The 24,044-nt window shown below is 65.8% G+C and carries 25 protein-coding genes; 15 read left to right on the top strand and 10 right to left on the bottom strand.

Going from position 1 to position 24,044, the window contains the following annotated elements; genetic code table 11:
• Positions 1–265 precede the first annotated feature (265 nt).
• Entirely contained in the window at positions 266–862 is a 597-nt protein-coding gene (locus tag MJ8_RS13005; RefSeq protein WP_201415412.1) for a TetR/AcrR family transcriptional regulator, read from the top strand.
• A 146-nt stretch (positions 863–1,008) separates the two neighbouring features.
• Positions 1,009–1,839: an aldo/keto reductase gene (locus tag MJ8_RS13010; protein WP_201414739.1), complete on the top strand. Its 831-nt coding sequence runs from the start codon at positions 1,009–1,011 to the stop codon at positions 1,837–1,839.
• 100 nt (positions 1,840–1,939) lie between these two features.
• Here the strand turns inward: MJ8_RS13010 and MJ8_RS13015 are convergent, their stop codons facing one another.
• Complete coding sequence (locus tag MJ8_RS13015; RefSeq protein WP_201414740.1) at positions 1,940–2,239, bottom strand: hypothetical protein; 300 nt, start codon at positions 2,237–2,239, stop codon at positions 1,940–1,942.
• A gap of 145 nt (positions 2,240–2,384) precedes the next feature.
• Between MJ8_RS13015 and MJ8_RS13020 the strand changes: the two genes are divergently transcribed.
• The 5 genes from MJ8_RS13020 (at position 2,385) to MJ8_RS13040 (ending at position 7,036) form a co-directional block, all read left to right on the top strand.
• Complete coding sequence (locus tag MJ8_RS13020) at positions 2,385–3,284, top strand: VOC family protein (protein WP_201414741.1); 900 nt, start codon at positions 2,385–2,387, stop codon at positions 3,282–3,284.
• Between the two features lie 44 nt (positions 3,285–3,328).
• Positions 3,329–3,931, top strand: coding sequence for a sulfotransferase family protein (locus tag MJ8_RS13025; RefSeq protein ID WP_201414742.1), 603 nt, complete (start codon positions 3,329–3,331; stop codon positions 3,929–3,931).
• Between the two features lie 147 nt (positions 3,932–4,078).
• A complete protein-coding gene (locus MJ8_RS13030) occupies positions 4,079–4,990 on the top strand; it encodes an RNA polymerase sigma factor (RefSeq protein WP_201414743.1) in 912 nt (303 codons plus the stop codon).
• A gap of 166 nt (positions 4,991–5,156) precedes the next feature.
• Positions 5,157–5,549 carry a carboxymuconolactone decarboxylase family protein gene (locus tag MJ8_RS13035; protein WP_225248306.1) on the top strand — a complete coding sequence of 131 codons (393 nt, stop codon included), beginning with the start codon at positions 5,157–5,159 and terminating at the stop codon, positions 5,547–5,549.
• Positions 5,550–5,650: 101 nt separating this feature from the next.
• Positions 5,651–7,036, top strand: a complete 1,386-nt coding sequence (locus tag MJ8_RS13040; protein WP_201414744.1) for an amidase — start codon at positions 5,651–5,653, stop codon at positions 7,034–7,036.
• Between the two features lie 48 nt (positions 7,037–7,084).
• Here MJ8_RS13040 and MJ8_RS13045 read toward each other — a convergent pair whose 3' ends face one another.
• Entirely contained in the window at positions 7,085–7,867 is a 783-nt protein-coding gene (locus MJ8_RS13045) for a DUF2270 domain-containing protein (RefSeq protein WP_201414745.1), read from the bottom strand.
• A 119-nt stretch (positions 7,868–7,986) separates the two neighbouring features.
• On the bottom strand, positions 7,987–8,193 hold the full coding sequence (locus MJ8_RS13050; RefSeq protein ID WP_201414746.1) for a hypothetical protein: 207 nt from the start codon (positions 8,191–8,193) through the stop codon (positions 7,987–7,989).
• A gap of 243 nt (positions 8,194–8,436) precedes the next feature.
• Between MJ8_RS13050 and MJ8_RS13055 the strand changes: the two genes are divergently transcribed.
• Complete coding sequence (locus tag MJ8_RS13055; RefSeq protein ID WP_201414747.1) at positions 8,437–10,731, top strand: cation:proton antiporter; 2,295 nt, start codon at positions 8,437–8,439, stop codon at positions 10,729–10,731.
• Positions 10,732–10,790: 59 nt separating this feature from the next.
• Here MJ8_RS13055 and MJ8_RS13060 read toward each other — a convergent pair whose 3' ends face one another.
• Positions 10,791–11,999 (bottom strand): MFS transporter, encoded by a 1,209-nt coding sequence (locus tag MJ8_RS13060; protein ID WP_201414748.1) that lies wholly within the window; start codon positions 11,997–11,999, stop codon positions 10,791–10,793.
• Positions 12,000–12,267: 268 nt separating this feature from the next.
• Here MJ8_RS13060 and MJ8_RS13065 point away from each other — a divergent pair, with 268 nt between their 5' ends.
• On the top strand, positions 12,268–12,687 hold the full coding sequence (locus MJ8_RS13065) for a VOC family protein (RefSeq protein ID WP_201414749.1): 420 nt from the start codon (positions 12,268–12,270) through the stop codon (positions 12,685–12,687).
• Here MJ8_RS13065 and MJ8_RS13070 read toward each other — a convergent pair.
• Complete coding sequence (locus MJ8_RS13070) at positions 12,677–13,279, bottom strand: DUF922 domain-containing Zn-dependent protease (protein WP_201414750.1); 603 nt, start codon at positions 13,277–13,279, stop codon at positions 12,677–12,679. The genes MJ8_RS13065 and MJ8_RS13070 overlap by 11 nt on opposite strands.
• Positions 13,280–13,396: 117 nt before the next feature.
• Between MJ8_RS13070 and MJ8_RS13075 the strand changes: the two genes are divergently transcribed.
• From MJ8_RS13075 to MJ8_RS13090, 4 genes are all read left to right on the top strand, one after another.
• Entirely contained in the window at positions 13,397–13,630 is a 234-nt protein-coding gene (locus MJ8_RS13075; protein WP_201414751.1) for a hypothetical protein, read from the top strand.
• A 90-nt stretch (positions 13,631–13,720) separates the two neighbouring features.
• Complete coding sequence (locus MJ8_RS13080; RefSeq protein ID WP_201414752.1) at positions 13,721–14,818, top strand: flavin-containing monooxygenase; 1,098 nt, start codon at positions 13,721–13,723, stop codon at positions 14,816–14,818.
• A 159-nt stretch (positions 14,819–14,977) separates the two neighbouring features.
• A complete protein-coding gene (locus tag MJ8_RS13085; protein ID WP_201414753.1) occupies positions 14,978–15,607 on the top strand; it encodes a glutathione S-transferase family protein in 630 nt (209 codons plus the stop codon).
• 104 nt (positions 15,608–15,711) lie between these two features.
• Entirely contained in the window at positions 15,712–15,939 is a 228-nt protein-coding gene (locus MJ8_RS13090) for a hypothetical protein (protein WP_201414754.1), read from the top strand.
• 17 nt (positions 15,940–15,956) lie between these two features.
• Here MJ8_RS13090 and MJ8_RS13095 read toward each other — a convergent pair whose 3' ends face one another.
• Positions 15,957–16,958, bottom strand: a complete 1,002-nt coding sequence (locus MJ8_RS13095) for an aldo/keto reductase (protein ID WP_201414755.1) — start codon at positions 16,956–16,958, stop codon at positions 15,957–15,959.
• A 130-nt stretch (positions 16,959–17,088) separates the two neighbouring features.
• Here MJ8_RS13095 and MJ8_RS13100 point away from each other — a divergent pair, with 130 nt between their 5' ends.
• Entirely contained in the window at positions 17,089–18,240 is a 1,152-nt protein-coding gene (locus tag MJ8_RS13100) for a hypothetical protein (RefSeq protein ID WP_201414756.1), read from the top strand.
• A complete protein-coding gene (locus MJ8_RS13105; protein ID WP_201414757.1) occupies positions 18,233–18,970 on the top strand; it encodes an ABC transporter ATP-binding protein in 738 nt (245 codons plus the stop codon). The genes MJ8_RS13100 and MJ8_RS13105 overlap by 8 nt, the downstream gene beginning before the upstream one ends.
• A 1-nt stretch (position 18,971) precedes the next feature.
• Here the strand turns inward: MJ8_RS13105 and MJ8_RS13110 are convergent, their stop codons facing one another.
• The 4 genes from MJ8_RS13110 to MJ8_RS13125 form a co-directional block, all read right to left on the bottom strand.
• Positions 18,972–19,469 (bottom strand): GNAT family N-acetyltransferase, encoded by a 498-nt coding sequence (locus MJ8_RS13110; protein ID WP_201414758.1) that lies wholly within the window; start codon positions 19,467–19,469, stop codon positions 18,972–18,974.
• A gap of 177 nt (positions 19,470–19,646) precedes the next feature.
• The gene (locus MJ8_RS13115) at positions 19,647–20,852 is read right to left on the bottom strand and encodes an FAD-dependent oxidoreductase (protein WP_201414759.1); all 1,206 of its coding nucleotides are present in this window, start codon (positions 20,850–20,852) and stop codon (positions 19,647–19,649) included.
• A gap of 273 nt (positions 20,853–21,125) precedes the next feature.
• Complete coding sequence (locus MJ8_RS13120; protein ID WP_201414760.1) at positions 21,126–22,403, bottom strand: FAD-dependent oxidoreductase; 1,278 nt, start codon at positions 22,401–22,403, stop codon at positions 21,126–21,128.
• Positions 22,400–23,932, bottom strand: coding sequence for a formyl transferase (locus MJ8_RS13125; RefSeq protein WP_201414761.1), 1,533 nt, complete (start codon positions 23,930–23,932; stop codon positions 22,400–22,402). Before MJ8_RS13125 ends, MJ8_RS13120 begins: the two co-directional genes overlap by 4 nt.
• Between the last annotated feature and the right edge of the window lie 112 nt (positions 23,933–24,044).

Consider the following 24,044-nt stretch of genomic DNA (forward strand, 5'->3'; position numbering starts at 1 on the left):
GACTGAGATGCTGGCGGGACAGCGCCCCCCTCTGGCCTGCCGGCCATCTCCCCCACAAGGGGGGAGATCAGCAGTTCCGGCGCCCCACTCCAGCGGCCAGGGAGAGCTTTTCGTCCTTCTCTACGTGACATACCGCTTCCCCTGGTTATATGATAAAAGCACTCCACTAAAACGGAGGTGCCTCCGTTTATCTAACTGGGGTCTGGCCAGCCTTGGTTCAACCCCCCATATTGCGTTGGTGGAGAAAAAAGTGCCCGAGCAGGAAATGGCCGCCGAAGCGCCGCGTGACGCGCCCGCGCAAAAGCCGTTGCGCGCCGATGCGCGGCGCAACCGCGACAGGCTGGTCGAGGTGGCGGCGCAAATGTTCGCGAGCGACGGCGTCGATGCCTCGCTCGAGGAGATCGCCAGGCGGGCAGGGGTCGGCATCGGCACGCTCTACCGCCATTTCCCGACGCGCGAGCATCTGGTCGAGGTGGTCTACCGCCGCGAGGTGGAAGGGCTCTGCCATGCGGCCGAGGAACTCGCCAACGAGCACCCGGCCGATGTGGCGCTGGAGCTCTGGATGCAGCGCTTCGTCGACTACATCGCCACCAAGCGCGGGCTGGCCACCAGCCTGCGCTTGTTGCTCACCACCAATTCGACGCTGTTCTCCGACACATCGGGGCGCGTCTCCGGCGCCATGCGAAGCCTCGTCCAGGCCGCCGCCGCCGCGGGAAAAATCCGCGCCGACGTCGACGCCTCCGACGTGATGCATGCGCTGGGGGGCATCTACTCGGCACCGAACACGCCCGACTGGCGCGAGCGCTCAGGACGGCTGGTGAAGCTGCTGATGGATGGGTTGCGGTTCGGGGCGAGAGGTTGAGGTGTTGAAGCTGCCAATCACCCTCCTTGCGGGGGAGATGGCCGGCAGGCCAGAGGGGGCTGTCCCGCCAACATTTCCACGACTGGCATTCCCCACCCCCCGGCCTACATAGTCGGCACCATCCTCCCTCCCAAAAGGAACCTCCCATGCCCGAACAGCTCAAACTCAACGACGGCTCGACCATCCCGCAGATCGGTCTAGGCGTTTGGCAGGTCGATCCGGACATCACCGCAAAAGTCGTGCGCTGGGGGATCGAGGCCGGCTATCGCCTCATCGACACCGCCGAGGGATACCGCAACGAGGAGGGCGTCGGCGAGGCAATCCGCGCGGCGGGTGTGCCGAGGAGCGAGCTCTTCATCACCTCCAAGCTGCGCAACGGCGCGCATCAGCGCGACGCGGCATTGCGCGCCTTCGACGAAACGATGCAAAAACTCGGCATCGACCAGATCGATCTTTTCCTCATCCACTGGCCAGTGCCCAGCCAAAACAAATATGTCGAGGCCTGGAAGACGCTGGTCGAGCTAAAGCAGGCCGGGCGCATCAAGTCGGTCGGCGTCTCCAACTTCAACCAGGACCATCTGGAGCGCATCATCGGCGAGACGGGTGTCACACCCGTCGTCAATCAGATCGAACTGCACCCGCGCTTTCAGCAGCGCGACAAGCGCGAGTTCCACAAGAAGCACAGCATCCATATCGAGAGCTGGAGCCCGCTGGGCAGCGGCCGGCTGCTTTCCGATCCGACGCTGGAGACGCTGGCGAAGAAGCACGGCAAGTCGGTGGCGCAGGTGATCATCCGCTGGCATTTGCAGGAAGGGCTGATCGTCATCCCGAAATCGATCCACCAGGAGCGCATCGCCGGCAATTTCGATGTCTTCGGCTTCGAGCTCGACGCGGGCGACATGCAGACCATCCGTGGCCTGGATTCGCCCGACGGCCGCACCGGACCGGACCCGGCGACGGCGGCGTTTTTGTTCTAGCGCCCTGACAAAGGAGCCGGCGCCGAAGCTGCCAATCTCCCCTGCGAGGTGGGAGATTGGCAGTCGCCGCGGCTTTCGCCAATCGCCAAGGGCCGCGCCGCTAGATCCCTTCCCCATCCACCAGTGGCACGTCGTCGCCTTCCCAGGGGCTTGGCATCGAACCGCGCCCGGCGCTCGGCAGCGGCATCCAGCATCTGAGCTCCGGCTCGGCATATTCGACGATGCGGCCGGGCGAGGAGTCCGACGCCCGCCAACCTTCCTCGCCGAACTGGTCGGCGCGCGACCAGTAGGCCATGTCGACTTCGGCCGGTCCCTGCTCAGAGGAGCGCACTGTCACCAGGATGCGGCTGCCGTCCCGCGGCGCGCTCGCCATGTTGCGCCACTGTTCGGTCTCGTCCATGCGATCTCCTCCTGCTGAACCACTTCCAGAAAACCGGCCGTCGCAATAGTCGCCGCCCGCCGGGAAGGGGTCAACCCGAACTTGGAGCGCGACAGTCGTTTCGTTAACAGCTAATATGCCATAGGCCGCAATCGGACAGACGACGATGGATGAAGGATTGCTGTCTCCACTGACCCGTCTCGGGCCGGTCCATCTCAGGGTTACCGACGTGCCGGCATCCCTGAATGTCTGGCGCGACGCCCTTGGGTTGGCGCTGCTTGGCGAAAACGCCGCCTTGGCGGAGCTTGGCGCCAGCGGGCGGACGCTGATCGTGCTCCATGACGGGGCCGAGATCGCCTTACCGCAGAAGTCGCGCGATCTCTTCCATGTCGCCATCCACGTCACCAGCCGTCGCGATCTGGCGCATGCAGCCGCCCGCCTCAAAGCATCGGGGTTGCGATACAGCGCTCAGGATCACCTTGTTTCGGAATCGCTCTACGTCTCCGACCCGTCCGGCAACGGCATCGAGATATGCTTCGACACGCCTGAACGCTTGCTACGCCGCGAAGTCTCGCCCGACGGCCGCGTGTCGCTGATCGCGGTCGACGGCAGCGCGCATTCCGGACTGGAGCCGCTGGACGTGTCGGGTCTGCTGCGCGACCTCGGCAATTCCGGCCATGTCGAGCCCAAGATGGCGCGGGACGCCTTCATCGGCCACATCCATTTGCGCGCCCGCGCGCCCGAGATGCTGATGAAATTCTATCTCGGCGTGCTTGGCTTCAGGCCGCATATCCAGTCCCGGAGCTTCGGCATGTTCGACTGCGGCACCGAGCGCCGCGCGCATATGATCGCCTTCAACGTCTGGGCGCGCGACGAGCTGCGCGAGCCACCGCCGGGTGCGGCCGGCCTCGACCATTTCACCATCGAGCTTGGCTCGGCACAGGAGCTCGCCGCCGTGGAGCACAGGCTCGAAGCGGCTGACATAGAAGCGAAAAGGGATGGTCGCGTTATCTCGACCGCGGATCCGGAGGGCAACCGCCTCCGGCTCGTGGTCCAGGGAGGTTGACCGCAACCGCTTGAAGGTGGGGAGAAGCGGAGCAGGGGTAAGCAATGTCGCTGATGGTGATTGGAACCGGCTTCGGCCGGACCGGCACGGATTCGATGCGTGAGGCGCTGACCATGCTCGGCTTCGGTCCTTGCCACCATATGTCGGAGGTCATGGCGCATGCGGAGCAGAAGCGGCTTTGGCGGGCGCTGGCCAAAGGCGGCGCGCCCGACTGGGCCCAGCTCTTCGCGGGATACAAATCCTGCGTCGACTGGCGTTCGGCGCATTACTGGCGCGAACTGATCGGCGTCTATCCCCAAGCGCGCGTCATCCTCACCTGGCGCTCGCCCGAGATCTGGTGGGAGAGTTTCGAAAAGACGATCCTGCCCGTCATCGCCGGCAGCACGGATCAGGAATCGCTGGGCATCGCGCTGGTCTCCAAGCAGGTCTTTGGCGGACGGCCGCAGGATCGCGGCCATGCGATCGCCGTCTACCAGGCCAATGTCGAAGCGGTGCTGGAAGCCGTGCCTGCCGAGCGTCTGCTTGTCCACAAGCTCGGCGACGGCTGGGCGCCGCTCTGCGCCCATCTCGGCGTCCCCGTGCCGGACGCCCCCTATCCGAGCCGCAACACGACCCAGGAGTTCCGCACGGTTCTGTCGTTGAATTAGAAGAGTTCGAGTCGATGGACGAAGGAATCCGAACTTTCCGATCCATCACGGCATCCTGTTCTTTGTGATGCGATCAGGGCAGGGGATCAGGCTATGGGACAAGCTGGTTCTAATTCCTCCCGGGGCCAACCTGATGCGGCTCTGGTGATGGCTGCGCGCTTTGGCGAGGCACATGGTTTCGGCGTTTTGTTCGAGCGCTATCGCCCGCAACTCCATGCCATCGCCTTGTCCATGCTGGGCTACACCGGCGATGCCGAGGATGCGGTCCACGATACCTTCCTGACCGCGCTCGCCCGACTGGACGGCCTGCGCGATCCCGCCGCCGTCGGCGGCTGGCTGCATTCGATACTCAGGAACCATTGCCTGATGACGCTGCGCCGCCGTCGCCCCTGCGCCGGGCCGGCCGAAACCGGACGTGCCTTCCGCGAGCTCGCCGACGAGGAGCGCATCGAGAGTCGTATCGAAAGTCGCGACCTGCGCGACTGGGTTTGGGCGGCGCTGGCGCATCTGCCGGAAATGCAACGCGCCACGGTGATGTTGCGCTATTTCGGCAGTTCGCCAGGCTATGAGCAGATTGCCGCCATCTTGGGCGTGCCGGTTGGCACTGTGCGCAGCCGGCTGTCCGACGCCAAGATCAGGCTTTCGGAACTGCTGCTTGCATCGGCCGGCCTGCCCGACAGGGAGCACCACAGGCTGGTGGCCGAGCGGCTGGCCTTCTACACCGAGGAATACCGCTCGCTGCAGCACGGCGGCAAGGAGCGGGTGCTTGCCCGTTATGCCGAAGATCTCGACATCGCCTTCGCCGACGGGCCGCGTGGCATTGGGCGTCACCTTTTCGGCGAGGCCATCGACGAGGATGTCAGTGCCGGCGTTCGCCACGAGCCGGTGCGGGCGCTGGCCAGCGCCAATGTCACCGTGATCGAGGGCGACTTCGTCAATCCGCCGGAGAACCCGTTCCATTGTCCGCCGAGCTTCGCCATCGTCCTGGTCCATGGCGAGCGCCAGGTGCGCCTCATGCGCGTCCACACCTCCGAACGGCCGCCGCGCCTCGAGGAATGACATCTTCGTGAAGTTCGCACGCCCGGCGAACTTTTCGATCCGCCACATCATCCTTTTTGGGTCACGCGGCCGGTTCCCGGCGCGTCAACCAAAGCAAGGAGGAATCCCGATGTTTGCTTTTTTCACAGTTAGATTGAGCCGCGCCGTTGTTCTCGGCTCGCTCGCCATGCTCGCCACCCCGCTTCTCGCTCGCGCCGACGATTACGACGCCGCCCTCAAGGATATCCAGTCGACGATGGGCGGCGTGCCGAGCTTCGTCAAACAGTTCCCGAAGGCCGGTCTGCCCGGCGCTTGGGCCGAGGTCAAGGCCATCGAGCTCAGCGACAAGACGGCGCTGACGCCGAAGGAGAAGTCGCTGATCTCGCTGGCGGTCGCCGCCCAAATTCCGTGCAGCTACTGCATCTGGTCGGACACCGAGAACGCCAAGCACGCCGGCGCCACCGACGAGGAGATCCAGGAGGCCGTCGCCATGGCGGCGCTGACGCGCCACTGGAGCACCATCTTCAACGGCATGCAGGTCGATTTCGAGACCTTCAAGAAGGAGATGGGCGGGCAGTAGGGCAGTAAGGGAGTAAGGCAGTAGGGAAAATCCGCTGACGACCGATCCCTATTGCCTTACTGCCCTACTGCCTTACTCCCCTGACCAGGGAGGAACCGCAGATGACCGCCACTCTTGCCGCCGACACCACCTTTTTCACCGCCACCCAACTGGCGGCGGCGATCCGTGAGCGCCGCGTCAGCGCGACCGAGGTGATGGCGGCCCAGTTGGAGCGGATCGCCGCCGTCAACCCAGTCCTCAACGCCATCGTCACCCTCGACGAAACGGCCGCGCGCGGCGGCGCTAGGGCAGCCGATGAGGCGATCGCGCGGGGCGACGCCATCGGGCCGCTTCACGGTGTGCCGGTCACTCTGAAGGATGGTCACGCCACGGCCGGCATGCGCACCACGGTCGGCATGACAGCTTGGGCGGATTATGTTCCGACCGCCGACAGCACAGTCGCGGCCAGGCTGCGCAAGGCCGGCGCTATCATCATCGGCAAGACCAATGTGCCGTCGCGGCTGCGCGACCTACAGACCGTCAATTCGATCTTCGGCCGCACCAAAAATCCCTGGGATGTCACGCGCACACCGGGCGGCTCCAGCGGCGGCGCGGCGGCGGCGATCGCCGCGGGACTTACGCCGCTAGAGATCGGCAGTGACGCCGGCGGCTCGGTCCGAGTGCCGGCGCATCTGTGCGGCATTTATGGCTTCAAGCCGACGCAATCTTCGGTGCCCATCACCGGCAGCTATGCCGATCCACCCGACATGCCGCGCAGCTTTCGATTGCTGTTCGACATCGGGCCGCTGGCACGCGACGTCGACGATCTCATCCTTGCCCACCGCGTCATCGCTGGTCCAGACGGCCTCGACACCGAAGTGCCGCCGGTGAAGACGGACGAGGAGCCGGAGCCGCCGCTCGACCGGCTGCGCGTAGCCTTCGCGCCGGAATTCCCCGGCGTGCCGACCGCTCGCGATATTGCCGACACGATTGCCGGTTTTGCCGCTGCGATCGACATTGGCGGTGCAAGGCTCGGCCAAGCCCTGCCGTCACATGATTTCACCGCCGAGCGGGCGCTGTTTTCCGATTTCATCACCTGGTACTCGCAAGCCTTCCAGTCACCGCCGGAGAACTCTCCCACACTGTCTGTCTATCTGGAGGCGCTCAACCAGCGCGACGAATTCATCTACGCTTGGGAGCGTTTCTTCGGCGACTGGGACGTGCTCGTCTGTCCGGCGATGATGTGCACCGCCTTCCGCCACCGGGAGATGGGAATGCCGATTCCGGTTGACGGTGTCGAGACGCCCTATTGGAGCGCGCTCAGCCACGCCTGCCGCTTCAATCTGTCGGGTCACCCGGCCGTCGTCATGCCGGTCGGCCTCGATCGCGAAGGCTTGCCGATCGGCATCCAGCTCGTTGGCCGCCGGCATTCGGACATGAAGTTGCTCGCCACCGCCAAGGCGCTGACGCGGCTGACCGAAGGCTTTGTCAGGCCGCCGGGATTGTGATCCCGCGGCGCGCTGCATCAGGCATGGCCGAGGGGCTTACGTTGTCCCTCACACATGCACGTCGCCGAAAGACAGCTCCCCGTCATCGGCGCGGATCAGGAAAGCGGCGGCAAGCAGCGCGAGATAGCAGGCGGCCACGCCGCACACGACGACGACGCCCGGGATAGGCCCAAGCGTCGCCACCCTGAAGGTGTCGATGAGCGATGCCCCGAAGCCGATGGGCGAGCCTTCGCGCGACAAGCTTGGCGTAGTGATCTTGAGGATCCAGGCAAGCAGCAGGATCGTGTACATGAAGATGTAGTTGCGGCGCAGACGGCGGATCAGCGCCGCGCGCTGCGTGATCAGGAAGCGCGGCGAGCGCAGGCCCTCGCCGAGAATGGCGAGCCAATTGGAGGCATAGTCCGGCTGCGGCGAAAAGATCTGGGCAAAGTAGTAGCGCTCGAACTGCCGCACGCGGGCGCGGTAGACGTCAAAAAAACGGTAGCGCCGCGCTTCGATCCACAACAATAGCGTGATCAGCAACATGGCGAACAAAAGCACGCCATGATGCGCGCTCGGTGTCGACAGCGATACCGACAGCATCGCCGCCACCACGGTGATCGCCCAGTTGCTGGTGCGGTCGAGCCGGTCGCGCCAGCCGGCCATGCGGGCGATCTCGGCACGATGGAAATGCGACAGCGTCGTGGTGAATTCGGAAGAGCTGAGCTTCAGCGCCAGCGTGTCGGACGCCCGCGGCGGTGCTGCCTTCTCTGTGGATCTTGCCGGCGCAGCCGCTTCTGGCGACTTTGCCACCGCCGCACCAGTGGAGTTTGCGGCCTTTGTCTGGGACATTCTGCCATGCGCCTCCCACCGTCATGGCCGGCCGTCCTCGCCTTGATATCGACCGGCCACACCCCGATTTCTACAACGTGCGGCCAGCCGGAATGTTCCCGCCTTTTCAGGCGGATAAGTCAGGATGCAAGCGGGGGGAGACCGCCATTCGCGCGCCGCGGAAAGGGCAGCACGTCAGCCATCGGCCTGGCATGCTGGGCGGCCGCCACGGCCTCGATCACAAGGTCGAGCGCTGCAAGCGCCGCGCGGCTCGTTTCATCGTCGCCACGCAGATAGTGGCATGCCCGGTCGAGGTGGAGGTGGGCGGCGGCAAAGTCGCTTTTCATTAGCTTCTCCTTATTGCCCCGCCTTGGCGGCCAACATCGTCGAGTCGCTTTACCGGGAAGCAAAGATCGGCGGTGGCATTTGATTAGAATTGTAGGGAGCTTTCCTGGCCCCCGCCAATGGCGGGGAGTGCCGCGAAGCGACGGAGAGGGGCGCGCAAACGGCTGGCATACCCCCGTGCAACCGATCCTCTGGCCAAACCGTTGTGCCGGTGCGAGGAATGAGGGGTGCATAAATTGTCCAAAATGCTCAATCGGCGTCGGTCGCTGTCGGTCTGGATTGCGGTTGGTGCCGCGGCGCTCACCTTGATACCCGCCATCGCCTTCGCCGCCGAGAAGACCGGCATGTCTTCGGAGGGAATTTTCGTCGCCGAGCTGATCCTGCTCCTGGTCGTCGGCCGCGGCATCGGCGAAGTGCTGGAGACGCTCGGCCAGCCGGCGGTGATGGGGCAGTTGATCGGCGGCATCCTGCTCGGGCCTTCGCTGCTCGGCTGGGTTTGGCCGGCGGCCGAGCGGCTGATCTTCGCCGGCGACCCGTCGCAGAAATCGATGATCAACGCCATCGCTCAGCTTGGCGTCCTGATGCTGCTGTTACTCACCGGCATGGAGACGGATTTGCGGCTCGTGCGCCCTGTCGGCCGCGCCTGCTTTTCCATCTCGGCCGCGGGCGTGGCCGTGCCCTTCGCGCTCGGCTTCATAGCCGCGCAGTTCATGCCCGACACGCTGCTTGCCGCGGGCAGCGAGCGCATCGTCGCCGGGCTGTTCCTCGGCACCGCGCTTTCCATCTCCTCGGTCAAGATCGTCGCCATGGTGGTTCGCGACATGAACTTCATGCGCCGCGACCTCGGCCAGGTCATCGTCTCCTCGGCCATAATCGAGGACACCATCGGCTGGGTGATCATCGCCATCACCATCGGCATCGCTACCAAGGGACGGATCGAGATCGGCAACCTGGCCTTCACCATCGCCGGCGTCGCCCTCTTCATGGCGTTTTCCTTCACGCTCGGACGCCGCATCGTCTTCGACGCCATCCGTTGGACCAACGACACCTTCCGCTCCGAATACGCGGTGGTCACCGTCATCCTCGCCATCATGGGTGTGATGGCCTTAATCACCGATCTGATCGGCGTCCACACCGTGCTCGGCGCCTTCGTCGCCGGCATATTGGTGGGCGAGTCGCCGATCCTGTCGCGCCATATCGAAGGGCAATTGCGTGGCATCATCACGGCCCTGTTCATGCCGGTGTTCTTCGGCGTCGCCGGCCTGTCGGCCGACCTTACCGTGCTGGCCGATCCGCAGCTTGCATTGCTCACGGTTGCGCTGGTGGTGATCGCCTCGATCGGCAAGTTCGGCGGCGCCTTCATCGGCGCCGAGGTCGCCGGCATGAGCCGCGCCGAGGGCATTGCGGTGGGCTGCGGCATGAATGCGCGTGGCTCGACGGAAGTGATCGTCGCCTCGATCGGCCTGTCGATGGGCGTGCTGTCGCATAACCTCTTCACCATGATCGTCACCATGGCGGTCATCACCACTTTGGCCATGCCGCCGACATTGCGCTGGGCACTGGGCCGGCTGCCGATCGGCGAGGCCGAGAAGAAGCGGCTGGAGCGTGAGGAGATCGACCAGCGCGGCTTCGTCGCCAATCTGGAGCGGCTGCTGGTGGTGGTCGACGAGGGCGTGGTCGGCCGCTTCGCGGCCTATCTCGCCGGCGTCATCGGCGCCGGCAAGCCGACGACGGTGCTGCATTCCAGCGGCGAGATCGATGCCGAGCCGACGGAAGGCCTGCATCTGGAAGAGATGGAGAAAGGTGCGGAGGACAGCCGCGAGGCGGCCAAGAAATCCGACGAGACGCCGGTGCGCGAAGCGCCGGTCACCCGCCGCCAGCATGAAGTGCTTTCGGCCGAGGCTGTCGCCAAGGAGGCGCGCAAGGGCTACGGCATGCTGCTCGTCGGCCTCGGCCGCGCGGTCACCTCCAAGGGCGCTTTCTCGCATCGGCTGAACGAGGTGACGGGCTCCTTCGACGGTCCGCTTTGTCTTGTCCTGAAGCCGGCGACGGCAGGTCGCCAGATCCCACGGCTCGGCCCGGATTCAGGCAAGATACTGGTGCCGGTCAACGGCACGGCGGTTGCCCGCCGCGGCGCCGAGCTCGCCCTGGCCATCGCCGCCGTCACCGGCGCGCCGGTCAAGATGCTCTATGTCGCCCGTGCCGGCCGCGAGGAGCCGCGCGACACCGTCTCGCATCGCCGCAGGGAGGCGGTGCTGAAGGATATCGTTGCGCTCGCCGACCGCTATGGCGTCGAGATCGAGACCGCGATCCGCTCGAGGGCCGCCGCCGCCGATGCCATTGCCCGCCAGGCCAGCCGCAACGTGGTGCTGATCGTCATGGGCGTGGCACGGCGCCAGGGCGAGGAGCTGATCTTCGGCGAGACGACGACGGGCGTCCTGCGACGCAGCCCATGCCCGGTGGTGCTGATTTCCGACGAGCGGGTGAAACGCGACGAGAGCGACCGCGAGGCGGTTCGCACGGGCACGGGGACCGGCTGAGCGTCCGATCTCCCGCAAGTTCCTCGCCCCCGCCTGGCGGAGGCGAGGAACGAGGCTCCTTACGCCATCTGCAGCTTCTGCCGGCTTGGCTGCGGCGGGAAGGCAATGGCGATGCCGGCCGCGCCCAGCCCGATCAGTGCCGAGCCGATGAACAGCCAATAGTAGCTGGCAGTGGCGTCGTAGATCATGCCGCCGGCGAGCGGCCCAAGCGACATGCCGAGGCTTGAGAGCATCGTGGCCGCGCCAAGCACGGTGCCGATGATGCGCAGGCCGAAATATTCGCGCGCCAGCACGGCGTAGAGCGGCATGACGCCGCCATAGGTGGCGCCGAAGATGACGGCCAGAAGATAGAACTGCTCGAGCTGGCCGACAGTGAGGTAAGCGGCGATCACCAGTCCCTGAATAGCGAGCCCGGCCACCAGCACCGGCTTGACGCCCAGACGGTCGCCGAGCACGCCGTAGAGCACGCGCCCGCCGAGCCCGGCCAGCCCCTCGACGCTGTAGATCGACACAGCCGCCATCGGCGCCACGCCGCAGGACATGGCATAGCTCACCATGTGGAAGATCGGGCCCGAATGCGCCGCGCAGCAGGCGAAGAAGGTCAAGCCCAGCACGATGAATTGCGGCGAGCACAGCGCCTGGCCGACGCTCATGCCGGGATCGTCGGTGACGGGCGCCGGCGCACCGTCGCTCGCCGCCACCGCCGCCGGCGGCTGGCGCACCAGGAAGACGGCGGGCAGCAGCAGCACCCAGGCCATCACGCCGATATCGAACATGGCGGTGCGCCAGTCATAGGCGGTGATCAGCCAGCGCGCGAAAGGCGAGATCGTCATCGGGGCCACGCCCATGCCGGCCGAGACCAGCGAGACGGCGAGGCTTCGGTTGGTGTCGAACCAGGCGGTGGTGAGCGCGATCATCGGCGCGAAGAAGGCGCTGGCCGCCAATCCGACGATGACGCCGTAGCTCAATTGGAAGACGATGAGCGAGGTGGCCCGGCTCGCCACCACCAGAGACAGGCCAAGCAGCACGGCACCGGCAAGCACCACGGGCCTGGCGCCGACCCGGTCATAGATCGCTCCCCAGGCGAAACCGCCGAGGCCCATGACCAGGAAGTTCAAAGTCATGGCGCTGGAAATGCCGGTGCGCGACCAGTTGGTGTCGAGCGACATCGGCTCCAGGAAGATCGCCAGCGAAAACATGGCGCCGAGCGCCACACAGGTCATCAGCGCGCCGGCCGCGACGATGACCCAACGATAGGAATGGTTCATGGTTCTGCTCCATGCCGTAAGGCATCCTGTTTGATGCGGCACGGTTTTTCCAGTCCACCGCTCCGCTTGCGTCCTAAGGACGCCGGGGCGGCAGCCGATCCTACAAATCCGGTTGCATTTTTTATCCGGATTTTTTTGGGCCAGCGACCGCCGCCTGCTTGGGCGCGCTGACTCGCCGGCCTTCAAATTGTCAGCAGCATTCCGCACCCACGTTGACCGGACTGTGGGCCCTTCTAGATTGAACCGCTGCAACGAGGAGAACGCTCTCATGGAACTCTATCGCGGCCGGCTCATCGACCACATCCAGCTCGTGGTGCGCGACCTTGCGGCCAGCCGGCGTTTCTATGGCGCCCTGTTCGAAGTGCTGGGCATCCCGATCGGCGGCGAGGCGCGGGATTATTTCTGGGCCGACGAATTGTTCGTCTCCAGCGCCGACAGCCGCGCGGCGCTCGGCGTGCTCACAGGCCGCCATCATCTCGCCTTCCAGGCTAGGGATCGCGCCATGGTTGATGCCTTCTACCAGGCGGGGCTCGCCGCCGGCGGCAAGGACAATGGCGCGCCGGGCGAACGCCGCTACCACCCGGGCTATTACGCCTGCTTCCTGCTCGACCCCGACGGCAACAACATCGAGGCGGTGTTCCACGGCGAGGCCAAGCGAAGCGCCGCCGCGGTGGAGATCAGTTTCTAGGCGGAGCGCCCAGGAACGCCGCGATCAGCTTCAGCATGTTGCCGTCTTGCCCGAACTCTTTCGTGTCGAAGTCGCGGCTGCCCTGGCGCTGGGCCTTGGAGAGCTGGTCGAGATAGGCCGTCAGCTCGGCCCTGACCTTCTTGCAGCCCGGATCGTTCTCGGCGGTAAGTCCGGTGCTGAAGGCGACGATCTTGTCCACCATGTCGACGATGCCGGCGCCGTGCACCTTCTCATGCGCGATCAGCCCGGCGGCGAATATGTCCCAGCGCGCCTGCAAGGCGGGCGCGAGTTTCCCCGCCGGCTTGGGCAGCGTATAGGTGATGATGAGCTTCGGTCGCGCCGTCTTCAGCACGCAGGCATTGCCTTGCGGCTGGTAATCGCGCTGCCATGTCAGCTTGAAGAAAGTATGCGCGATGACGCGCCGCGCGTTGCCGGCCGTGCCGATCAGCGGGCCTTTCTCCCCGATCGAGAGATAGAGCTGCTCTGCCGTCTGGCCCGAGACGGCATAGGTGTCGATTTTTTCGACTGGCTTCCAGTCTGCGCGGGCCGGCGTGGACAGGAGCAGGGCGGCAAGGAGGAGGGCTGGCTTCATGGGCGAGCCATAGCATTGGGCCTCGTTCGGAAGAAGCCGGCAAGCGGTTTATCGGAACCTGCTCCACCCGCCGGTCGTTTCCTTGGGCAATCATCCCGACCTATGGGGGAGGACAAGATGACCCGCAACGAGATCATTTCCGTGCTTGGACCGGTCGACGAGGCCGTCATTGCCGACATCGCGCTCACCGGCGCCAGCCTCGAGGAACTGCGCGAGGCCTTCGCCTGGATCGGCGCCGACGAGGCGCTGGTCAATGAAGGCCACGCCATGCCCGGCACCCGCGTGGCGAAGCTTATCGAGATCCTCGAACCGCCCGAGGACGAGCCCGAGACGCCCGGTGCGATGGAGTAGGGGCAGCGACGTCCTCTAGGTGCTTCTCCCTACTTGTCGCCCGGCCACCTCCCGTCATAGCTTTTGCCGCTTGGGCGGGAGGAGAGGTCTTTGGACACCAATGTCGTCATCGTCGGCGCCGGGCCTGCCGGGCTCGCAGTCGCCGCCTGCCTCAAACAGGCGGGGCAGGATTTCATCATCCTTGAAAAGGCCGACGAGGTTGCGCCCTCCTGGCGCCGGCACTACCGGCGGCTGCACCTGCACACGGTGAAGTCCTTCTCGTCGCTGCCTTTCGTGCCGTTCCCGAAGAGCCACCCGCGCTATGTGCCGCGCGAAAAAGTGGTCGATTATCTCGACGCCTATGCCAAGCGTTTCGGGCTCAGGCCGCGCTTCGGCGTCACCGTGAAATCCATCCGCCGTGAGGGCGGAAAGCTCGTGGTCGAGAGCGATGCCGGCCCTTTCAATGCCCGCAAGGTGGTCGTCGCCACGGGCAACAATGCCGAGCCCATCACACCACGCTTCCCCGGCATCGAAGCTTTCAAGGGCAAAGTGCTGCATAGCGCCGCCTACACGGAAGCCGCACCCTATGTCGGCAAGAACGTGCTGGTTATCGGCATGGGCAACACGGGCGCGGAGATCGCGCTCGATCTGGCCGAAAGCGGCGCTCACCCCACCATCTCGGTGCGCAAGGGCGTCCATATCGTGCCGCGCCAGCTGTTCGGCGTGCCAATCCAGATGGTGGGCATCGCCAGCCGGCCGATGCCGCGGGCGCTGAACGACTGGATGTTTCCCAAGATCCTCGACCTGGCGCTGGGCCGCTTGGAGAAGTACGGCATCGTGCGGCCGAAGCAGGGCATCCTGCAAGGGATCGATGCCGGCCGCATCCCGGTGATCGATGTCGGCACGGTGGCGGCGATCAAGCAGGGTCGGATCGGCATCGCGCCGGACATTGCGCGCTTCACCGAGGATGGCGCGGAATTCGCCAATGGCGTCGAGAAGAAATTCGACGCGGCGATTTTCGCCACCGGCTACCGCCCCGGCTATGACGCCTTCCTGCCGGCGGAGCTTAGCCCGGGCAAAAGCGGCGTGACCGCCCGCGCGACGGAACTCGGCGTCTATCTCGTCGGGTTCTATAACCCCGTCACCGGACTGCTGCGCGAAATCGGCATCGAGGCGCAGGCAGTGGCGAAGGATATTGCGGCGCGGTGAGGGCAAAGCGTCGATGCCGATCTTCGCCTTGCGGGCGAGATGGCCGGCATGCCAGGGGGGCCTCGCCCCGAATTTCGCCGTTGGGCCGCGAATGCTTGAATCGGGTGGCGCATCCCGCCACCCCATGCGAAGCCATCCCACCACACCGAGGACCACTCCATGCTCACGCTCTACGACTATCTCCCCTCGCAAAATGCCTGGAAGGTTCGCGTCCTGCTCGGCCTGCTCGGCGTCGCCTACGAAACCCGCATCGTCTCGATCTTCGAAGGCGAGAGCCGAACTGAAGCCTTCCTCAAGCTCAACCCAGCGGGCGCCGTTCCGGTGCTCGCCGTGGAGAATGGCCAGGCGATCGCCGAATCCAACGCGATTCTCGTGCTCGTTGCGGAAGGCACGTCCTATCTGCCGGCAGACCGGCTTGCCCGCGCCAAGGTTATGCAGTGGCTGTTCTTCGAGCAGTATTATGTCGAGCCGGTCATCGGCTCATTGCGTTTCTGGACGCTGACCGGCCGCCTGGAGCGCAACCAGGCGCTGGTTGCCGGCAAGCGCGAAGCGGGCGCGCGCGCGCTTGGCGCGCTGGAGCGCAGCTTGGTTGACACGCCTTTCCTGGTCGGCGACGCGCTCACCATCGCCGACATCGCTGTTTATGCCTACGCCCACCGCGCAGAAGATTGCGGTTTTGAGCTTGCCGACTATCCGGCGGTCGGTGCCTGGATGGCGCGCGTCAGCGAGGCGATCGGCCCGGATTATCCGGTGCATCCTTACAGCATCGATCCGCATTCGCACGCCTGAGCCACCGGAACACAGCCGTGGGACAAGGCGTTCTCCAAAGGCAGCGTGTCGGGGTCGCCTCATCGGCGCCGCCCTGCTTCGCGGTCCAACCATGGAGATCCGCAATGGTTCGCACCATCGCCGTCGCAATCCTCGCCACTGGCAGCGTCAGCCCGCCTGCTCTGGCGGCCGAGCAATACTGGGTCGCCCGGGATGCGGTCTCGAAGCAGTGCGAGATCGTGCCGAAGAAGCCCGACGGCACGCTTGTCGTCGACCTCGGCAAGAAGAAATACGCCAGCGAGGGGGAGGCCAGGAAAGCGATGGAGGCGATGGCGGATTGCAAGAAGAAGTAGGCTGGGCTGGATAACGCCTACCGGTCCACCAGCGACATCGTCCGTTCGTTATACCTTGGCCCGGACACCTTGTCGGGCGTCAGCGCCATATCGAGCCCCAGCATCTCGGTGGCGTCGAGCGTGATGTCGGCCGCCGCGACGTTCTCCTCCAGATAGGTTCGCCGCTTGGTGCCGGGGATCGGGACGATGTCAATGCCGAAATCCAGGCCCTTCGCGAGCAGCCAAGCGAGCGCGATCTGGCCGGGCTTGACGCCCTTGGCGTTGGCGATGTCGCGCACCGCGGCCGCTGCCGCGACATTCAGGTCGAAATTCTCGCCCTGGTAGCGCGGGTCGCCGCGCCGGAAATCGCCCTCGGGATAGTCCTCCGCGCGCTTGACGTCGCCGGTTAGGAAGCCGCGGCCGAGCGGCGCAAACGGCACCAGGCCGATGCCGAGCTCCTTCAGCGCCGGGATGATCTCGGGCTCGAGATTGCGCTCCCAGAGCGAATATTCGCTCTGCAGAGCTGTGACGGGATGCACCGCATGCGCGCGGCGGATGTTGGCAATGCCCGCCTCCGACAGGCCGAAGAAGCGCACCTTGCCCTGCGTCACCAGTTCGCCGACCGCGCCCGCGACATCCTCCATCGGCACAGCGGGGTCGACGCGGTGCTGGTAAAGCAGATCGATGCGGTCGGTGGCGAGCCGCTTCAGAGAAGCTTCCACCACCTCCCGTATATGGTCCGGCCGGCTGTCAGTGCCGGACTGCTTGCCATCGACGATGCGGAAGCCGAATTTCGTCGCGATCGTCACCTGGTCGCGCCGGCCTTGCAGCGCGCGTCCAAGCAGTTCCTCGTTGACGAACGGCCCGTAGACCTCGGCCGTGTCGAGAAAGGTGCAGCCGAGCTCGATCGCCCGGTGCAGCGTCGCGATCGACTCCGCCTCGTCGGCCGGGCCGTAGGCCTGGCTCATGCCCATGCAGCCGAGGCCGATGGCCGAGACTTCGAGCCCCTGGCTGCCGAGTTTGTGTTTGCCGAGGCTCATCAATTCTCTCCGACCAAATTCTCAATCCGGCTAAATTATAGGGCCGGGAGACAAAGCGTCCAGCGCTGGCCCTATTGACGGCGCAATCGTCGCCATCCTTGCCTGGCGATCCACAGTGGTGAAGGGACCAATGCGGCACGACAGGCTTGTCCTGATATTGCTTTGGCGCGAGCTCGTCGCCGGGCTGCGCGCCACGCGACGCCGCGATCTGGCCTGGATCGGGCTCGGCGGCGGTGGGCTGCTGGCCTATGCGATCGCCGATATCGTCATTGCTCTGCATGCCGCGGCACCGAAACTGCGGGACGACCAGCTTCTATGGGTGCTCGGGCTGCCAATCACTTTCGCCGCGCTGGGATGCCTGGCCGGCAATGCGACGTCGGGGCTTTGCCTCGCCCGCGCCTTTGCTCCCTTCCTCAAGGCGCTGCCGCTCGCTGCCGCGAAGCGTCGTCGCATGGCGGCGGCGGGAGCCTTCGCGCTTGGTCTTCCACTCACGCTGACGATCGCCACGTCGGTCGCCTTCGCCTGCGCCGTCATTGGAAAGCCGTTGCCGGCGGCCTGGAGCCTGGGGTCGGCTATTCTGTTTGCCTTGGGCTTCGGCACGGCCGCCCTTTGGCGGCTGCGTCGGCCATACCTTCTCATCGATGAGGCTGCAAGTGAAGCGGCGCCGGCTGGAAGGCCCTGGCTACGCCGCCTCGACCGGGCGCGCCCGCGCTGGCTTTCGAGCTGGGCCTGGAAACTGCCGGGCGGCCTTTTGCGGCCGTCATGGAAGCTCGCCGCGGCCGGCCTGCTGCTCGCGGTCGCGGCGATCCTTGGCGCATGGGCAAGCCTTGCCGGCCGCACGGCCGGGCCGGCTGCGGTCGCGGGCCTTGCGGGTGGCATTCTCGTCTTCATGCTCAGCCTGCGCTGCCAGCCGCTCGGCTCGCCGGTGCTGCGCACGGCGCCCATCGGCTTCAGCCGCGTGTGGCTGCGGCTGGTGCGGCTGCCGTTGCAATTGTCGCTCGCCTTCTTCCTGCTGCCGGCGGGCGCGGCGCTCGCGGCCGAGCCGTCGGCATGGGCCGTGCCGGTCGCGAGCGGCCTTTGGCTGCTGGTGCTGAACGGCGCCTATGCGGTGTTCGGCGCCTATTTCCTCAATGCGCCCTTCGTCGCCATGCTGAGCTTCGCCGGCGCGCTCGCCTATGCCAGCTACGAGACGCTCGAATATGGCCGCACCGTGCTGGTCGGCCTGGCTGCGCTGGTGTTCTTCCTGTGGCACCGAACCCGACAGAGGTATCGCAATGGCTGAAGTCCTCGCCGTCAACGGGCTCAGCGCCGGCTATCGCGGGCGCGCCGTGGTGTGCGGCATCGATCTCTCGCTCCGCCGGGGCGATATACTCGGCCTGCTCGGCGCCAATGGCTCGGGCAAGTCTACGCTGATCAGGGCGATCACCGGCCAGATCCCGTTGCTCGGCGGGAGCGTGACGATCGGCGGCGTCGACCTGGCCGCCGCGCCGGAACGTGCCAAGGCCGGCTTCGGCCTCGCCATCGAGCCGCACGAACTGCCGGCGACGCTTTCGGGGCGCCAGTATATCGAACTCGTCGCCTCGATCCGCGGCGGCGCGCCAAACGATCTGCCGGGCGCCGACCTTCTAGAGCGGCTCGAGCTCGATCGCTGGATGGATCGCCCGATCGCCGAACATTCGCTCGGCACGCGTGCCAAGGTCGCGATCGTCGCGGCGCTTCTCGGCCGGCCTCCGCTTCTGATCTTCGACGAGACGTTGAACGGCCTCGACCCGGTTACCGCCTGGGAGGTGAAGCGGGTCATCGCCGCGCTCTGCGTCAGCGGCCGTCATGCCGCGATCGTCTCGACCCATGTGGTGGAGGCGGTGCCGGCGCTTTGCAATCGCGCGGTGCTGATGGCCGATGGCAGTCTGAGCCGAAGCTGGGATGCGGCCCAACTGGCCGAGGCGGGCAGGGCGCCGGGCGTTTTCGAGGACAGCGTAATGCAGGCGCTGCGCATGCGGGCGGCTGCTTGATCTAAGCCATCGACAGCATGCGGCGCATGATCAGCGAGGCGTGGCCGCCAACGCCGTGTGCCGCCTCCCGGCGTTCGACCACCTCGAAGCCGTGCTTGCGGTAGAAGGCGATTGCGCGCTCGTTGCCCTCGACCACTTCCAGCGCGATGCTCGGGACGCCGGCATGCGCGGCAAGCACCGCATGCAGAAGGTCGACCGCGAGGCCGCTGCCGAACGTCTGCGGTTCGATGTGGAGCCGCTCCAGCGTCACGTCGCCCTCAGCGTCCATCGCCGCCATGGCGTAGCCGGCGATCGAGCCGTCGGCACGCTCGGCGACGAAGGACATCTTGTCCTCGTCGTCGAGCTCGGCCGCGAGCTTTTCCGGCGCATGCCTTTCGTCGGAGAGCCTGGCCACGGTCTCGTCGCCCATGATCGGCGCATAAGTCCGCCGCCAGGATTGGCCGAGCAGCCGCGACACCTCGACCAGGTCGCTCCTCGTCATCGCCCGGATGCGGGTCATGGTCTTCGTCCTCGTTGGAGTCTGAAGATAGGGCGAAGCGATGGTACAGCCAATCTCGCGGGGTTGAGGAGCGGTTTGCAAAGCGAACGGGAAGCCAACTGCTTTCGAACGACGAAAGCCCGGCAAGGCGGAGAGGGTGCTTTCCCGGCCAACCTGTCTGCGCTTGGGATCTCCGCCTTACGCCGCGCTCGGCGCCGGCAGCTCTTCGCGGCTTATCTTGCGGCCAAGGATCATCAACTGACGCGCCGTGTTGTTGCGCAGGCGGCGCAGCCGCCATTCGAGCCCGGTCTCCGTGGTGATCCGCTTGGCGTAGATGCTGGAGCGCATGCCGGCTTGGTCGGTGGTTACCTTCACGGCATCGTCGTAGAAGGCGCAGATCTTGTCCACGTCCATGCCGGGCGTTTCCAGCCAGGCGGGAATATAGGTCGAAGCGAGCCGGTCGACATCCGTCATCGCGCGGTTGATGCCGACACCGGGCGTCGGGCATGTCGTCCAGAACGCATCGCCGATGGCGACGACCCCGGCGCGGCGATGCGCCCTGGTCGTCGTCAGGCTGACCTGTCTTATCTCGATGGGACTGGCAACGGCGAAATTTCCGCATTGCGCGGCCACCTCGGGCATCACCTCGCAAAGCACGGCTTGCGGATTTTCGCGGAACGCTCGCGTCCAATCCTCCGCCACGGTACGGTAGAGGAACAGGTTTGCCCGCATACGGTTGCGGATCGGGAAGACGCTGAGATAGGCGATCCGGTCGGCCGGCCGCCGAGGATAGCAGATGATCGCCGGATAGGCGCATTCCCGTGGCGTGATCGCCAGGTCGAACCCGATCGACATCGAGTGCGCCTTCGATTCCTCGATACGCTCCAGGCCGATGGCACGTCGCACAGCCTCGCCGTTGCCGGTGGCCACTACCAGAAGGCGGGATTCGATGACGGTTCCGTCAGCGAGAACCAGGCGCTGCTGGTCCGGCCCGGTCGAGACCTCGGCAACCTTGCCCACAGTCAGCGGAACTTCCGCCGGCAAGGCATGCCGCATCCCATTGACCAGCGCGCCGTAGGAGAAACCGAACTCCCATTTCCGTTCGCGCTCGAAAAATTGGCCGAGGCGGAAGACATGGGTGCCGGTCACCGGCGTGACCAAAGGCCTGATAGCAGGCCCGAGCCCAAGCTTCTCGAACGCCTGCATTTGCTTCATGCCGATCTTCTCGGCGCGGAACTCGTCGTGATGGACCAGATGGGGGTCGATCAGCGCCACCTTTCGGCCGGCATTGCCCAGCACCGCGGCCAAGCTCGTGCCCGCCAGCCCGGCGCCGACGATCGCCACCTCGGCTTGGACCGAACCAGCCTTGACGGAAGGTGTTTCGTGATCCTGCAGGATGTTCATGTTTGCGCTCCACAGCTCATGCCGTGAATATATCTTAGGTGGTACAAACAATCTCAAGCAACTCAGGCGCGAGCCAGGTAGCAACGAAAAATTAGGTTAATGCGCTTTGTGCTGGCCGCCTGGCGACAGCCCGCTGCCGAACCAATCGAGGCGGCAGCGGGCCATTGATGCGACGGGAGTGCTGTCCCGCCGAGCAGGAGACACTGCTCAATCGTGAAACTAGATCAGCTTTGCCGGGGGCCGCGACTTACGGATTCGTAAGCTCACTCACGATTATGGTCCCAGGCGCGGCCCGGCGGTCAATTCCTGACCTGCCTTGTCTGTGCGGTCGAAAGCAGCTCCTGTTAACCCAGGCGCGGCGTCGCTCGGCCTTCCCGCCTCCCGGAACCGGCGGGCGAAGATCATCAGCCGCCGCGCGGTGTTGTTGCGCAGGCGGCGCAGCCGCCATTCCAGTCCGGTTTCGGTGGTGATCCGCCTGGCATATATGCTGGCGCGCAGGGCTTTTTCGTCGGCGGCGATCTTGACCGGATCGTCGTAGAACGCGCCGATCTTGTCGGCTGCCATGCCGGGCGTTGCGAACCAGGCGGGGATGTGTGCCGTGAGGCGATCGACATCGGTGAGCACCCGGTGAATGCCGTCGCCTTGTGCCGGGCAGGTCGTGGCGAACGCATCGCCGATGAAGACGACGCCGTCGCGGCGGTGTCCCTGCGTCGTCGTCAGGCTGACCTGCCTCACTTCCACCTCGCTGGCGATCGCGAAGTTGCCGCACCGCGCGGCAATCTCCGGCATCAGTTCGAGCAGGATCTTTTGCGGGTTTTCGCGGAACGCCCGCACCCACGGATCGGCGACGGTCCGGTAGACGAACATGTTGGCGCGAATCCGCTCGCCGATCCGGAAAATGGTAAGGAAGGCAATGCGATCGGCGACCCGCCTTGCGTAGAAGGTTAGGGACTGCAGGCCGAATTCCTGCGGCGAGAGCGCGAAATCGAACCCCATCGACAGCGAATGCGCCTTCGATTCCTCGATGCGCTCGACGCCGATAGCGCGCCGTACCGCCTCGCTGTAACCGGTGGCCACCACCAAGAGCCTGGCTTCGATGACGGAGCCGTCGGTGAGCACCAGGCGCTGCCGGTCCGGTCCGGTCGAGACTTCGGCGACCTTGCCTACCGTCAGCGGCACTTGCGGCGGCAACGCCGCGCGCAGGCCGTTGACCAGCGGCGCGTAGGAAAAGGCGTATTCCCAGGTCTGCTTGCGCTCGAACAGCTGGCCGAAGCGGAAGACATGGAGATCGGTCATCGGCGTGACGAGCGACCTGAAAACCGGGCCGAGCCCGAGCTTCTCGAACAGCGCCATCTGCTCCGCGCGGGTTTTCTCGGCGCGGAATTCGTCGTGATGGATGCGATGCGGGTCGACCAGCGCTACCTTGCGACCCGCCTTGGCGAGCGTTGTCGCCAGAACGGTTCCGGCGAGTCCCGCGCCGACGATCGCCACCTCGACTTCTGTCCGGCCGGCCGGTACGGCAGGCGTTTCGCGATCCTCTGCGATGCTCATGTCTTTTCTCCACCGCTCGCGGGCATGGGGTCCTGCCTCTGCGTGCGTTTCCAGCGCGGCGCCATTGCCGAACCATCGACAAATTCCAGTCCGCCCGCCCCATTGAGCGTGTGCAGCTTGCGGCCGGCCCAGCTGGCGCCTGGGTTGAGGATCGTTTCGACGACCTGCTCGAAGCCGCTCTCGTCAAGCTGTGTTACACGCGCGATGCCAAGCGCGGCGCCGTAGCTCCTGCGGCAGTCCTGTACCGGGCGCAAAAGTTGGCCGCCGCGGTTGACCATGTGGCCCGCCGGCCGCGCCGAGGCGACGTCGATCAGCAACGGGTTCTTCGGATGCGGCGCCCAGGGTCCGCGGAAATCCGGCGCCGACCACAGATGCAGCTGATCCGAGAAGGCGCCGCCGCCGTCGCGCACAGTCGCGAACATCCACCAGCGCCCGCCATGCTCGGTGAGGGTTGCGTCGCTGGCGACGATGTCCGACAGAAGCGTCGCTTCCTTGACCCAGCCGCCCGGGAAGGCGGTGGCGCGGTAGAGGTCGACGGTCCGGTTGGCGGAGCTTTCCGGCACCATCCACATCTGGCCGTCACGCTCGAACACGAAGGGGTAGGAGAGGTGATAGGGCAGTTCCAGCACCGGCTTTGGGGTGCCCGCCGGTCCGTTAGGTCCGAAAGCCACCGCCGACAGGATCGCCTTGCCGGTGCGGTGGATGTAATCCTCGACGAACAACGTCACCTGGCCGCGATGGAGCACCGGGAACGGGTCGGCGTAGAAGCGGCTGCCGTCGTCCGGCAGATCGCGCCAGCCGGATCGCGGATGGGCGCGCAGCTCGTACAGGTCCTTGCCGCCGGTCTCACGCCAGCCGACTCGCCAATGCGGGGCGTTGTAGCACAGGTGGTAGATCTGCTGGACGATGCGGCGCGCCATCGCCTTGGCCGCCCGCACGCCGAGCTTCGTGGCCGACGGCATGGCGGGGGCCGGCGCCTCCGACGACGGTTCGGGCAACACCGGAAGCGACGAGCGCGCGGCGCCGTTGACCGCCGCGACGATCAGGCCGGCGGTGCGCGCCAGCATGTCCTGAAAGGAGGCCAGCGCAATGCCGTGATATTCGGTGCCGAGCCGTCCCTCGGAGACCGTCGCGCCGTTCTGTTCCAGACGGACGAGCGGCGTGCGGCCGGCGAGGATCAGCGCCAGCAGGGCCTCTTCGCCGCAAATGCCGTCATAGGCAAGGCGCCAGACCCGTCGGCCCTGCGGCTCGATATCGCCGACGAGATCGATCGTGAGATCGGCGGGCGCCGATGGCCTCGCATGGCTGGCCAGTGTCGAAAGCGGCACACGCTTTGCCGTCCCATTGGTGGGCAGGCGATGGATGAGCGTCTCAAGCTGGAACAGCGCTTCGGCGCTGCGCGGCACACCGCCGGGCGCCGGACGGGCATCTACGGCAAACTCCACGCCGGGCAGCCGCGACAGCCGTTCGGCTAGCGCCACATGGAAAGCGCGCACGCAATCGCCGTTGAGGCGCAGGGTCAGGCGCATGGCCGATCCCCGTACGCCCCATATCCGGTGCCGGCGGCCCTGCTGGCCAGGTCAAGCTTCCGCCGCATGCGCACGATGTCTCCAATCTAGGCTGCACTTAAATTCTACTGTG

Source organism: Mesorhizobium sp. J8, from assembly GCF_016591715.1.
GTDB lineage: Bacteria > Pseudomonadota > Alphaproteobacteria > Rhizobiales > Rhizobiaceae > Mesorhizobium.